Consider the following 13,917-nt stretch of genomic DNA (forward strand, 5'->3'; position numbering starts at 1 on the left):
AGGCCGCCCGCGCTCCGAGGAGTGCGGGCGGCCTTTTCGTATTCAGCTTGCGGGGCGAATCAGCCCAGGCGCTCCTTGAGAGCTTCGAACTCGTCGCGCACGCCCGAAGGCAGCTTGTCGCCGATGAATTCGAACCACTCCTCGATGAGCGGAATCTCGCGCTTCCACTCCTCCGGATTGACCTTCAGCGCCTCGTCAACGTCGGCGGCGACCACGTCCAGGCCCTCGAGGTCGAGGTTGGCCGCGACCGGCACATTGCCGATCGGGGTGGCGGTGGCCTCGGCGGTGCCTTCGATGCGGCCGATGATCCACTCCAGCACGCGGGAGTTCTCACCGAATCCGGGCCACAGGAAGCGGCCGTCATCGCCGCGACGGAACCAGTTGACGTAGAAGATCTTCGGCAGCTTGTTCGCGTCCGCGTTCTTGCCCAGGTTCACCCAGTGGCCCAGGTAGTCGCCCACGTGGTAGCCCAGGAACGGGATCATGGCCATCGGGTCGCGGCGCACGGTGCCGACCTTGCCCTCGGCGGCGGCGGTCTGCTCCGAGGACAGCGTCGCGCCCATGAACACGCCGTGCTGCCAGTCGAAGGATTCGGTCACCAGCGGGACGGTGGTCTTGCGGCGACCGCCGAACAGGATGGCCGAGATCGGCACGCCCTGCGGGTCGTCCCATTCGGGAGCCAGGGTGGGGCACTGCGACATCGGGGTGCAGTACCGCGAATTCGGGTGCGCGGCGAGGGTTTCGGACTCGCGCTCGTACCAGTCGTTGCCCTTCCAGTCGATCAGGTGATCGGGCTGGCCCTCCAGGCCCTCCCACCACACATCGCCGTCATCGGTGAGCGCCACGTTGGTGTAGACCGTGTTGCCCGCGTCGATGGTGGCCATCGCGTTGGGGTTGGAGGAGTGGTTGGTGCCGGGCGCGACACCGAAGAAACCGAACTCCGGATTGACCGCGTATAGCCGCCCGTCCTTGCCGAAGCGCATCCAGGCGATGTCGTCGCCGAGGGTTTCGGCGCGCCAGCCCGGGACGGTCGGCTGGATCATGGCGAGGTTGGTCTTACCGCAGGCCGACGGGAACGCGGCGGCCACGTAGTAGTTCTTGTTCTCCGGCGAGATGAGCTTGAGGATCAGCATGTGCTCGGCCAGCCAGCCCTCGTCGTGCGCCATCGCGGAGGCGATGCGCAGCGAGTAGCACTTCTTGCCCAGCAGCGCGTTGCCGCCGTAACCCGAACCGTAGGACCAGATCTCGCGGTCCTCGGGGAAGTGGGTGATGTACTTGGTGTCGTTGCACGGCCACGGCACATCGGCCTGGCCCTCGGCGAGCGGCGCGCCGAGCGAGTGCAGCGCCTTCACGTACGGGCGGTCGGTGCCGAGCTTCTCCAGCGCGGCGGAACCGGCGCGGGTCATCACGCGCATCGAGACCACGACGTATTCGGAGTCGGTGAGTTCGACGCCCAGCTTGGGGTCTTCCGCGCCGAGCGGGCCCATGCAGAAGGGCACCACGTACATGGTGCGGCCCTTCATGGAACCGCGGTACAGCTCGGTCATGGTGGCGCGCATCTCGGCCGGGTCGACCCAGTTGTTGGTCGGGCCGGCGTCGGATTCATTGCGCGAACAGATGTAGGTGCGAGATTCGACGCGCGCGACGTCGGAGGGATCGGAGAGGGCGAGGTAGGAGTTCGGCTTCTTGGCCTCGTTCAGCTTCTTGAACGTGCCGGCCGCGACGAGCTGCTCGGAGAGCCGCACCGCCTCTTCCTCGGAGCCGTCTACCCAGACCACGCGCTCCGGCTGGGTGAGTTCTGCGACCTCCTGTACCCAGGCAAGCAGTTCCTTGTGCTCGGTGGGCGCGGTGCCATCGTGAAGACCAGGAATGGTCGCTGAGGTCATGAAACAACTCTCCTGAGATGGGTGGCCCGGGGTGCTCGCGACACCGAGTGCCACCATTGCGGCAAGGCACCCGCCCTCGCCTTGCAGGTAGCTCGTCCCGGCTGGACGGCGTACAAGGACCAAGCGGACGCCCAGGTTCCTGCCATAGAGGTTAACGCCATATATCCCGGCGTATGGAATCGGGTTGTCCAGTCGGTACCGGGTCGAAACCTCCGACCAGCGATTATGCGAAATCGAGTGCGCTCAGGTCACGTTCACATGCCGTCAACAATGCGGGTCGCCGTTGCGCCGCCTGCCGCAAGTGCGCCTCCAATTCCCCTACCCTGCGGTCTGTTTCGACCATGCGCGCGGTACTGGTCCACAGCACGCGTTCGGTGAGTCGTTCCTCCGCCTCCACCAGTGCCGTGGCAACCCGCTGCTCCAATTGCGCCTTCACGTTGACCAGCGCGTCTGCCACCCACTGCCGTAAATGAGCGCGCTCAGCGAGCTGTCGGCGAGCCCGCACCACCCAGCCCGCGGCGGCCACGCCGAGCACCAAACCGACCGGAATGATTGCGTATTCGGCCGCCTCCCACCACGCCAGCGGGACCACCGCGAGCCGCCCCGCGCCGAACCCTGCCGAGCCCCCTAACGCGATCATCAGATGATCTTCGACACCCCGGCACCTGGGTTCAGGATCCGGACCCACCCGGGGCCGCCGATCCCGCCACCCGAGGACGCTCCCGGCGGGCACATCGGGCGGCACCGAATCCGGTGCGCGCACCGCCTCGGCGAGCAGCCGATCCAATTCCGCGAGGCGGCCGTGCGTATCGCGGTCGATATCGCGTGTGATCTTTTCCACCGAATCCTGCAACCGCTGTGGATAACCGGCGTGCGCCCCGCGCGGCAACCGCTCGATCTCGGCGCGGGCCGCGGCGTTCAAACCACGAATCCGGACGCCCGCCTCGTGCAGCAAATCCACCCGCGCCAAATGCAGCCGATTCCGGATCATCGCCATCGCCGTTCCGCGACCGCCGTCGTTCACCGCCAGCAATGTCGCCCGCTCCGCCCGCAGTGCCGCCACATCACCGCCCGTGCGCAATTTCGCCAGCTCGCCTTCGATCCGGGTGCGCGTCTCCGCGACCACCCGTTCGCGCACGATCCCGGCTTGATCCCGCACGGCCCCGGCGCCGACGGCCGCCACCAGCCGGGCGTGCAATTCCCCGATACCGGACCGATCCCCCAGTCCCGCATCCCCGTTCATGCGCGCCACCACCGCCATGCGCGCCGAAATCGGGACGATTTCGACCGGCTCGCCCTCCGACAGCAACTCGATGTCCCGTTCCCGCACCTCCCGCCATTCGGGGTGCGCATGGAATCCGGCCAGTGCGAACACGATCCGAGTGCCCGCACCGCGCAACCGTCGCACCATCCCCAGCATCTCCCGCCCGATCGGCGCTCCCGCGTCGAGCACCACGCAGGCCACCGCCGCCGGTCGGCGCGGTTCATGACTCTCCACATCGGCCGTCAGCAACTCCACACGCGGTGTGTAACCGGCCAATTCGGCCCGCAGCAGCGGGATATGCACATCGTCATCCCCAACCAGCGCCACCGCTGTATGGGAGATCTGTGCACAACTTCGCATTGCCAATAGCAATGCCATCCCGTGCGGATTCCAGCGCGTCACAATCGCTTCCGCCAGCGCCGAAAGACCCGTCGGCCGCACCTCGGACACCCGAGCTGCGGATAGCGGTTCGGGTGGTGGCAGCGTTCTCTCGACCGGCGGCAGATCCAGTGCGAAAGGGAGCGGGGCCATTCCGTTCAGGGGTTCGGGTTCACGATCCAACACTCGTTATTCGTTGCGAGGGGCGGACCGGGTGGGGAATTCGGCGACCGCGCCCGCGATTTCCGCCGCCGCCCGTTCATAAAGGTGATGGAGTGCCCGATAGATGAGGTCTATTCCACTGGCGGAGTGCAGGATTTGCAGTAGCGGTTGCGGGGCCAGATCGGGGGCGTGCCGCAGCGCGGCAAGGGCGCAGGCGACACCGTGCAGATCCCAGCGCTCCAGTAATTCCCTGCGAGCCGGTACATCTTCGGCGACGGCCGGGTCCGCGAAGAGGTCCGCGGTGAGCGTGAAGGCCGGATCCGCGCGGTCGCGATGGCGGCGCAGGGTGCGCAGATCCGCCTCGGTGAACATGCCCGCACGGGTGTGCACAGCCAGGGAGGCAACGGCGGGAAGGGTGTGGATACCAAGGGTTTCGCTGTGCCGGGCAGCAGCTCGAGCTGCGTCGGACCACCGGGACCCGATGGCATCGGCCTTGTTGAGAACCACCAGGGTGCGGTCGGGGCGCAGGGTTTCGAGCACACGGCGGTCAGCGGCACCGAGGGTGCCGGGCAGGACATAGAGGATGAGATCACCGTCCAGGACCGGGTCCGGATGTCCGGGATCGTCCACCGGCGCGGTTTCCTCGGCGGTAGTGAGGGACAGCGCGTTTCGCAGCGTGGACTTACCCGCGCGGGCACGACCGCTGACCTGGATACGCGGTGATCGCCCGGCAGGCACCCGGGCGATCCTAGTCGTGGCGCGAGCGGACCGAACCGCGTTCTCCACAACCCGCCCGGTCTGCCGGAACTGCCCGGTGCGGGCGGCACGACATCGCGGATCGGACCAGCACGACCGCGTGCCGCGATGCGCTCGAGTGAGACCGCGCGGTCCGACCTGTGCGGTGAGAAATCCTCGTGAAGTGCGGGTTTATCTGTGCGACAGCATAATTCGCTGCAACTGCTCTTCACAGACACCGCGATCTCACCTAGGGTTTCGATCCGGTCGGCTACCCAGGCCGATAACGGCGACGGCGGTTCCCCCCGGGGTGTCCGGCGGCCGAACTCACACAGGGAGACTCGTCATGACTGTCACCGCTGATGTCACGGCTCCGGCCGATTACCCTGCGGGACAGCTCGATTCGCCCGCGCTTCCGATCGCGCCCGCACACCGCCCCGGCGCGGACACCGTCGATTCGGCTGTAGCGCAGCGGGGTTCAGGCGTGGAATGGCGCACACCGGCCGCGGGCCGCCCGCTGCCGCCGAGCGCGGATCCGTTCTTCCGCGCGCCGAAAGGCTTCGCCGCGCAGGATCCGGGAACGGTACTGCGCAGTCGCCCTGTGGAATTGGCACTGCTCGGCGTGATTCCGCAGCAGGTCACGGCGTGGCAGCTGCTGTATCGCAGCAGTGATCTGCATGGGCATCCCGAGGTCGCGGTCACCACGGTGCTGCTGCCCAAGGACGCGAACCCGGACGCGGAACGGCCGCTGCTCGCCTTCGGAGCCGCCATCGACGCGGTGACCGATCGGTGCGCGCCCTCGTACGCGTTGCGCTGGGGTGCGCTGTCCCCCGGGTCGATCACGCAGCTGGAATGGTTTCTGGTGGCCAACGCGCTGCGCCGCGGCTGGGCGGTGACGATCGCCGATCATGAGGGCCCGCACGGGAATTTCGGGGCGGCCCGGGAGCCGGGCTACCGCACGCTCGACGGGATACGCGCGGCGCTGCGGTTCGCTCCGCTGGGGTTGCGCGCGGACACCAAGATCGCGGTGTGGGGGTATTCCGGTGGTGGCATGGCGAGTTCGTGGACCATCGAGATGGCACCCGGATACGCGCCGGAGCTGAATATCGTGGGCGCGGCGCTGGGCGCCCCGGTCGGTGATCCGCGCGAGGTGTTCCTGCGGCTCAACGGTGGCCTGTTCGCCGGGTTCCCGGCGATCGTGATCGCCGCGCTAGCGCGCGTGTATCCGGCCATGGCCGAGGTGATCGACAGGGATCTCACCGAACAGGGCCGTCGGCTGCTCGATCGGGTGCGGAGTCTGGGCCCGATCGCCGCCCTGCCCTGGCTGATCGGCAGCCGGTTGGAGAATTACCTGCTGCGCCCACTCGACGAGGTGCTGCCCGAGCTGGAGGACATGTTCGACGACATCCGGCTCGGCGGTACGGCTCCGGCCTGCCCGGTGCTGGTGGTGCATCCCGTGCATGATCAGGTCATCGATGTCGCGGGTATCGACGGCCAGGTCGAGCGCTATCGGGAGGCGGGCGCGGCGGTCTGGTACATCCGCGATCGCCTGAGCGAGCATTTCTCACTGCTGCCGCTGGCGACTCCGTTGAGCCTGGATTGGCTGGCCGATCGGATCGCGGGGAAAACTCTCACAGAACCCACAACCAAGACCATCTGGTCGGTGGCGCTCCGCCCGGAGCATTGGCGCGGCCTGGTGGAAATGGCAACTACCGCAATGCGTGTCACGCTCGGACTGCCCCTGACAGCGGAGTCGGAGCAGGTCACCGCCGAGGCGCCGGAGCTGGCGGCCTGAGTGATGGCGCACGCCCGAACGCGTGGTCGATCGCTGCGCTAATTACTCAATACTGGACAATGGACGCCGTGAACGACGCCGCGAACCCCACTGCCGAGCCAGTCCCCGGACCGCGGTCCGCCGATCTCAATGGTGACGCCGATCACCCGGTCGAGGGCGTGCCCCGCGCGGTGGGCGGTAACCGCCTCTACCCCCGGGTCACCAGTTTCCGTTCGCGGCGCGGCGCGCTGACCCCGCCGCAGCAGGAGTCCTGGACGCGGATGTGGCCGCGCATCGGCGCGGACGTCTCGGATAAGCCGCTGGACGCCGATGCCTGGTTCGGCCGCTCCGCCCCGCTGATCATCGAGATCGGTTGCGGCACCGGCACGGCCACCGCGGCCATGGCGCAGGCCGAGCCGGAGTTCAATCTGATCGGCATCGAGGTCTACAAGCCGGGTCTGGCGCAGCTGGTGCAGCGGGTGGAACGCGAGAACATCGAGAACATCCGGCTTTTGCGCGGTGATGCCGTGGACGTGCTGGAAAACATGATTGCTCCGGAATCGCTGACAGGTGTTCGCGTGTTCTTTCCGGACCCGTGGCCGAAGGCGCGCCACCATAAGCGCCGGCTGTTGCAGCCCGCGACGCTGACACTTATCGCGAGTCGGCTGAAGCCGGGCGGCGTGTTGCACGTCGCGACCGATCACGCCGATTACGCGGAACACATTGCCGAAGTAGGCAAGGGAGAATCCCTGCTCATCGGCATGAATGAGGCCACGGGTGGGGACTCTTCGCGGTATCTTGAAACCGCACCAATCGGTTTCGAACGTCCGATTACCAAGTTCGAAGGAAAAGGACTCCGCGCGGGTAGCGCCATCACGGAGTTCATCTGGGGGAAGATCGAGTCATGAGCGTCAGTGAGATGGCCCCGGAGGTCGCGGATGTTGCCGAAATAATGCACGGCACTGCTTCGTCCGAACTAACGGGCACCACGGGCCTTTCCGGCAGCAGTACCGACTTCCGTCGGGTACTGCTCGTCTGGGACGCACCGAACCTGGATATGGGACTCGGCGCCATTCTCGGCGGCCGCCCCACCGCCGCGTATCGACCGCGTTTCGACGCGCTCGGCCGCTGGCTGCTCGCGCGCACCGCGGAACTGTCGGTCGGCAGCCGCCAGCGCGTGGAACCCGAAGCCACCGTTTTCACCAATATCGCCCCCGGTACCGCGGATGTGGTGCGGCCGTGGGTGGAAGCGCTGCGCAATGTCGGTTACGCGGTTTTCGCGAAGCCCAAAATCGACGAGGATTCCGACGTCGACAGCGATATGCTCGGCCATATCGAGCTACGCCGCCGCGGCGCGGGCCTGGCCGGAATCATGGTCGCCTCCGCCGATGGTCAGGCGTTTCGCGCACCGCTCGAGGAAATCGCCGCCGCCGGCGTACCCGTCCAGGTATTGGGATTTCGCGAGCACGCGAGCTGGGCGGTCACGTCGGATATTCTCGAGTTCATCGATCTCGAGGACATCCCGGGCGTGTTCCGTGAACCGCTGCCCAGGGTGAGTCTCGATTCGCTGCCCGACGAGGGAGCCTGGCTGCAGCCGTTCCGGCCGCTGTCGGCATTGCTCACCTCCCGCCCCGCTCAAGGAGTCGCTTAGTGTTCACCCGCTGGGGCGACCTGGTCTACAAGCTGCGCTTCACCGTTCTAGGTGTAATGGTGGCTGCCCTGCTCTCCCTCGGCGCTTTCGGGCTCGGGGTCGAGAGTCACCTGAGCTCCAGCGGATGGTTCGATCCCACGTCGGAGTCGACAAGGGCCTCGCAGCTGCGGGATTCGGCGTACAGCCGCGACCACACCAGCGATGTGGTGCTGCTGTACACCGCGCCCGAGGGCAAGACCGTCGACGATCCGGCGTGGAATCAGAAGATCATCGACAGCCTCAACGCGCTGCCGAAGAAGTACCCGCAGATCAGCAAGGTCAATGTCGCACCCTGGAAAACCGATACCGGAAACCAGGTCGCGCAGACGGTGAGCACCGATCGCAAACACGCGTTCGCGACCGTCGCCCTCAACGGCAACAACGACACCGAGATGCTGCAGGCATACGGCGCGGTGCAGAACGCGTTCGAGATTCCGGGCGTGACGGTCGAGGTCGGCGGTCTGCAACCGATCGCCTACACCTTGAACAACACCATCGCCAGCGATGTGAAGCGCATGGAGATGCTGGCGCTGCCCGCCGTCGCGGTGCTGCTGTTCTTCATCTTCGGTGGAATCGTCGCGGCCGCACTGCCATTGATCATCGGTGGCCTGACCATCATCGCCGCCAACGGCATGATCATGGCGCTGACCAAATACACCGAGGTGAACTCGTTCGTCTCGGCCGTGGTGTCGATGATCGGCTTGGGTCTGGCCATCGATTATGGCCTGTTCATAGTGAGTCGATTCCGCGAGGAATTGGCGGAGGGCTATGACACCAGGTCGGCCGTGCGGCGTTCGGTCATGACCGCGGGACGCACGGTGACATCCTCGGCGACCATGATCATCGCGGCCAGCGCGGGCATGCTGCTGTTCCCGCAGGGCTTCCTGAAATCGGTCGCCTACGGAACTATCGCCGCGGTACTGCTGGCCATGATCACCTCGCTCACCGTGCTGCCCGCACTACTGAGCATTCTCGGTCCGCGCGTGGACAGCTTGAGCCTGAAGTGGATTCGCAAAACCAAGACGGCCGAAGAGGTCGAGGCCGGATTCTGGGGCAAACTCACCGCGTGGGTGATGAAGCATCCGCTCAAGGTCGCGGTACCGCTGACCATCGGATTGCTACTGCTCATCATCCCGGTGAAGAATCTGCAGTTCGGCGGAATCTCGGAAACATATCTGCCGCCGACCAATCCGGTGCGATTGGCGCAGCAGCACTTCGACGAGACATTCCCGCTGCGAAAATCCGATCCGGTCCAGTTGGTCATCATCACCGATAACTCCAAGGACATCGGGCCGATCCTGCAATTGGCGAACAAGGCTCCGGGTCTGGTCAAGAACGCCCAGTTCGGCATTCCGGCCAAACCGCCCGCGGGGTCCAATGTCTGGTCCTCCGATGCGACCGTCGAGGACAGTACCCATCCCGAGGCGACCGTCGACTATCTGCGGTCGATGCCGGTGCCGGACGGCGTGGAGGTATTGGTCACCGGCCAGCCCGTACTCATGATGGACAGCCTCGATTCGCTGCTGAGCCGAATGCCCTGGATGATCGGCATAGTCCTGCTGGTCACCACCATCCTGATGTTCCTCACCTTCGGTTCACTGGTGCTGCCGTTGAAGGCCGCGCTGATGAGCGCGCTCGGACTCGGATCGACACTGGGCATCCTGACCTGGATATTCGTCGACGGTCATGGTGCGTCACTGCTGAACTTCACCCCGCAGCCGATTACCGCGCCGGTGCTGGTGCTGATCATCGCGATCATCTACGGCCTATCGGTGGACTACGAGGTATTCCTGCTGTCCCGCATGGTCGAAGCACGCAGCCAAGGTGCGAGCACGACCGAGGCGGTACGCGCGGGCACGGCCCAGACCGGTCGCATCATCACCGCGGCGGCGCTGATCCTGCTCGTCGTGACGGGCGCCTTCGCCTTCTCCGATCTGGTGATGATGCAGTACATCGCCTACGGCATGGTGGCGGCGCTGTTCATCGACGCGACCGTGCTCCGCATGCTGCTGGTGCCCGCCACCATGAAGCTGCTCGGTGACGACTGCTGGTGGGCTCCGGCCTGGATGAAGAAGATTCAGCAGAAGATCGGACTGGGCGAGCCCATCCTCGATGATGAGCGGCCCGGCGGCGGTGAAGTGGTCGACCTGGTCAAGACCACGCCCATCACCGATCCGGTCACCATGCAGATTCCGGCGCTGACCGATTCCGCCGCGCTGCGGCTGCGCAAGCCGCGGCCCGCACGCAAGATCGATATCGACAGTGAGGCGCCCACCCAGCGCATCGGCAAATCGATGCTCAACAAGCCGGTCGTGGATGTCACCCCGAAGCCGGGGGCCGCGAGCGCGCCGCCGAACGCCGAGAAGCCGTTCCCCGCACCGCAATCCGCGCCGATCCCGGGCAACCCGGCCACCTCCGGCGCGGGTTCCGGCGGGTCGCTGACCAACCTCGGCGGCACCCCGCCGACCGGTCCCGCCGATCGCGGCCCGGCTGCCAATCCCGAAACCGGTACCGCCGATCCTGGTGCGGCACCGGGCAATACCGGTGCGGCATCCGGCAATGGTGGTCCGTTGGCTAGCAATCCCGGCCCGGCGGTTGGCAATCCAGGTCCGGTGGCCGGCAATCCCGGCCCTGCGGTCGGCAATCGCGGTGTGGCGTCCAGCGAATCGGGCGCGGGCTTCCGCGCACCGTTGCAGGAGCCCCCGACCACCGATTTCAGCGCCGCGAAGCCCGCGAGCGGCACCGAGTCCGGCAGCTCCGCCGAGCGAGCGTCGAACGGTGTTCCCGCACAGGCGGATAACGGCACCCACGGCGGATTCCCGGCACCCGACTTCAGTCCGGTCGCCGGAACCGGTGTGACGCCTCGAAACCTCGGTTCCGGAGCGATGCCCCCGGGCAGCACCCCGCCCGCCGGTTCCGATGACTCGACGCGTGCCGCCTCCGGTACACCGCCGCAGCCCGACGCTCCGCAGAACGGATGGTCCACACCCGGCGCGACTCCGCACGGCGGGGCCGGACAGGGTGAGGCCCCGCAGGGCGCAGGTCAGCAGCGTGGCGCCGGGCAGAGCCCGATTCCCTCGGTCTCCGCTCCGGCCGCTCCCCCGGCATCGGCTCCGGCCGCGCCGCAACAGGATTCGCCGCCCGCCGCAGCGCATCCGGTGGGCGCGGAGCGGGTGCTGCCGCCGCCTTCGGCGTCGAAGTTGCCGCCGCATCCGGCCACCCGGGCGCAGCTGTACCAGCCGCACGAGGCGGAGGAGCTGCTGGAATCCGAATCCGATGAGACGCAGCCGCATCCGGCTCATCACGCGGCCGGGGATCAGCCGCAGCAGGGTCCCGGGCGCAGCAGCATCGAGCAGTGGATGTCCGATCTGCGTACGGCGCGCAAGCGCCCCGGCAAGGCCGAAGCCGAGGACGACGACGAGGGCAAGCATCGCGGTGGCGACGGCCGCACCGTGAGCGTGAACGAACTGCTCCGCCGCCAGAACCGCGACTGAATCAGCCACGGTACGAACGAAAAGAGCCCGGCCGAGTCATCAACTCGGCCGGGCTTTCTCGTATCCGTACCACCTGCTCATCCAGCCGACCACGGCCCGGAAAGGCCGACACATCGGCGGGACCGGTTGTGCCGCACGACATCAGCCGTGCGGCACCGGTCCGGCGAGTGCGGGTCAGCCGCGCGAGTCGGGATCCGCGGCCTCGGCGAAGGCGCGGGCGTAGCGGGTGCCGACCAGCAGGAGCAGCACACCGACCACCAGGAAGGCGGCCGCGCGGAGCAGGCCGTCGAGGGTCGCCAGGTCGAACAGGAACAGTTTGGCCAGTGCCGCCGCGGTGAGCAGCAGGCCCCCGGCGAGCGCGGCCTTCGCCGCCTGCGGGGTGCGGGCCAGCCTGCGCAGCCCGAACAGCAGTGCCGCGGTGGCGGCGGCCATCCAGATCACGGTGGCGATGCCGTGGCCCGCGAGGAAGCCGTCATCGCGGCCGGTGGCGACGCCGATCGACACCGCCAGCGCGGTCACCGCGTACAGGCCAGCGATTCCGCCGACCACCGCCACGGCGGTCGCATCGCTTTCCCGCGTGATCAGGCCCAGACGGCGGGCGCACCAGCAGGCGCTGGCCAATGCGCCAAGCGCGGCGACCGCGGCCAGTGCGGTCGAAATGCCAAGGCGTTCTTCGGCATAGAACTGATCGGACAGCGTGGCCGGACCGGCCTTGTCCAGCAGGGCGATCATGCCGATCACCCCGAAGGCCGCGCCGATAGCCGAGGCCATCCGCGACCGCTGCTGCCCGCCCGCCCCCAGGAATCCGAGCGCCACCAGGAACAAACCGATCGGCAGCGTCTGCGCGTTCGTCACGCCGACGCAGGTCTCCAGCACCGCGAACGCTCCGGCGACCACCGTGACGATCGCCAGGTGTCCCGGAATCCGCACCCGCTCAGCCAGTTTCGGCATCCACCGCGATGCGGCGAGCCCCAGCAGCACGATCGCGAATCCCGCCGAGATCGCCACGGCGGTGCGCCGCTCGAACATGGCGGGCGCGGCCAGCAGCGGCAGGGTCGCCACCGCGCAGGTCAGGCTCGCCGCGATGTCCCCGGCGCGCTGCCGCACCACCGCCACCGCGCCGACCAGCCCGACCGCCGCGATGACGATGGCCGCCGCCAGCACCTGGTACCGCTCCCCGCGGGCGGCCTCCCCCAGTCCCGCCGCGGCAATCGCGACCAGCGTCGCCAGCACGGCCGGAATCGTCCGCACCACATGCAGATACGGCCAGTCGCGCACCAATTGCACCGGCGCGGCGGCGATCTGCAACACGATCAGGAACGCCAGCAGCGCGAGCTCGGTGGTGATCACCGGCGACAACAGCGCCGCCCCGATCATCACCATGACCGCCAGCCCCTGCGCCCCCCACCGCATGGCCAGTGCCACCCCACCCGCGGCGATCCCCAGCGCGATCCCATATCCCACAACGGGATTCACCCATCCGTAGAGGGTCGTCATCGCGACGACGGACAGATATCCCCCCGCGATACCCGTGGCCGCCAGCGCGACACCGCCCACCTGCCCTCCGGCCTTCCCGTGCACCCGCATCCCGATGGCCACCAACGCGCCCGAGAATGCCGCCCCCACAACAACTCTCGGCACCGGCCCGAAGAACCCGGCCTGCGCCGCCAGCACCAGCAGCATCACCACGCCGATCAGCGTGACGCCCACCCCGGCCACCGCCAGCACCCGGCTGACCACCCCTTCCCGCTGCCACCACGGCGCTCGCCGCTCCCGCACCGGCACTCCCCTCCGCTGCTGCTGCGAAACCGGCGGCATCCCCCGATACCCACCCTGCGGCTGACTCCCCATCCACCCGGCACGCCCCGCCCCATATCCCGGCTGACCAGCGGCATAGCCGGGCTGACCGACCCCGTATCCGGGCTGTGCCACCCCGTACCCGGGCTGAGCGACTCCGAAGCCGGGCTGCCCGGCACCAGGACCCGGCTGTCCGTAACCCGGAATGGTTCCCGGCCCCGAAGGCACGGCCCCACCACCCGGCGAACCCCAGCTCGCAGTGCTTCCCTGCCCCTGCTCCCCAGCTGCGGCCTGTCCTCCGGCCGTCGGCGGCATCGGCCCCGCAGGCGGTGGAACGGGTGCTCCCGTATCAGCGGGAATGTCCGCACCACGGGCCGAAACCGGCTCCGCCACCTGACCCGGGGGCGATGTGGCGGCACCGGATAGCTCATCCCCACCGCGCACGGGTCCGCCCGGAACCGTGCCGGGTGCGGGCATGGGAACGCCCGCTGCCGGGGCGGCAGCGGGTGGGGTCGGTGGAACGACGGGTGGTGCGGGACGCGGGGCGAGGACCAATTGGCCGCGCAGGACGTCCAGGTCGCGGCCGAGGATTCCCATGTGTTCGCTGAGGGAGGTGAACTCGGTCGACAACCGTGCGATCAAACGGGGATCGATGGCGGTGTTCATGCCGACAATGCTCGCCACCTGCGCCTTCGGTGGGATGAGTAGAAACACTCGGGCACGGCCCGGGTCCTACT

The 13,917-nt window shown here is 67.8% G+C and carries 8 protein-coding genes; 4 read left to right on the top strand and 4 right to left on the bottom strand.

Going from position 1 to position 13,917, the window contains the following annotated elements; all coding sequences use genetic code 11:
• Window positions 1-59: 59 nt before the first annotated feature.
• The 3 genes from AB0L82_RS15975 to AB0L82_RS15985 form a co-directional block, all read right to left on the bottom strand.
• Window positions 60-1,886 (bottom strand): phosphoenolpyruvate carboxykinase (GTP), encoded by a 1,827-nt coding sequence (locus AB0L82_RS15975; protein WP_364636420.1) that lies wholly within the window; start codon window positions 1,884-1,886, stop codon window positions 60-62.
• Between the two features lie 223 nt (window positions 1,887-2,109).
• On the bottom strand, window positions 2,110-3,714 hold the full coding sequence (locus AB0L82_RS15980) for a hypothetical protein (protein WP_364636422.1): 1,605 nt from the start codon (window positions 3,712-3,714) through the stop codon (window positions 2,110-2,112).
• 3 nt (window positions 3,715-3,717) lie between these two features.
• The gene (locus AB0L82_RS15985; RefSeq protein WP_364636424.1) at window positions 3,718-4,428 is read right to left on the bottom strand and encodes a hypothetical protein; all 711 of its coding nucleotides are present in this window, start codon (window positions 4,426-4,428) and stop codon (window positions 3,718-3,720) included.
• 343 nt (window positions 4,429-4,771) lie between these two features.
• On the opposite strand from AB0L82_RS15985, the gene AB0L82_RS15990 reads away from it, so the two are divergent.
• The 4 genes from AB0L82_RS15990 to AB0L82_RS16005 are packed head-to-tail and all read left to right on the top strand — an operon-like array spanning window position 4,772 to window position 11,383.
• Complete coding sequence (locus AB0L82_RS15990; RefSeq protein WP_364636426.1) at window positions 4,772-6,220, top strand: lipase family protein; 1,449 nt, start codon at window positions 4,772-4,774, stop codon at window positions 6,218-6,220.
• Between the two features lie 59 nt (window positions 6,221-6,279).
• Window positions 6,280-7,107: a tRNA (guanosine(46)-N7)-methyltransferase TrmB gene (trmB, locus tag AB0L82_RS15995; protein ID WP_364636428.1), complete on the top strand. Its 828-nt coding sequence runs from the start codon at window positions 6,280-6,282 to the stop codon at window positions 7,105-7,107.
• Complete coding sequence (locus tag AB0L82_RS16000; RefSeq protein WP_364636430.1) at window positions 7,104-7,850, top strand: NYN domain-containing protein; 747 nt, start codon at window positions 7,104-7,106, stop codon at window positions 7,848-7,850. The genes trmB and AB0L82_RS16000 overlap by 4 nt, the downstream gene beginning before the upstream one ends.
• A complete protein-coding gene (locus AB0L82_RS16005) occupies window positions 7,850-11,383 on the top strand; it encodes an MMPL family transporter (protein WP_364636432.1) in 3,534 nt (1,177 codons plus the stop codon). Before AB0L82_RS16000 ends, AB0L82_RS16005 begins: the two co-directional genes overlap by 1 nt.
• A 174-nt stretch (window positions 11,384-11,557) precedes the next feature.
• Here AB0L82_RS16005 and AB0L82_RS16010 read toward each other — a convergent pair whose 3' ends face one another.
• Complete coding sequence (locus tag AB0L82_RS16010) at window positions 11,558-13,846, bottom strand: DUF2339 domain-containing protein (RefSeq protein WP_364636434.1); 2,289 nt, start codon at window positions 13,844-13,846, stop codon at window positions 11,558-11,560.
• Window positions 13,847-13,917 lie beyond the last annotated feature (71 nt).

Origin of the sequence: Nocardia sp. NPDC052001 (genome assembly GCF_040680615.1) — a bacterium.
Lineage (GTDB): Bacteria > Actinomycetota > Actinomycetes > Mycobacteriales > Mycobacteriaceae > Nocardia.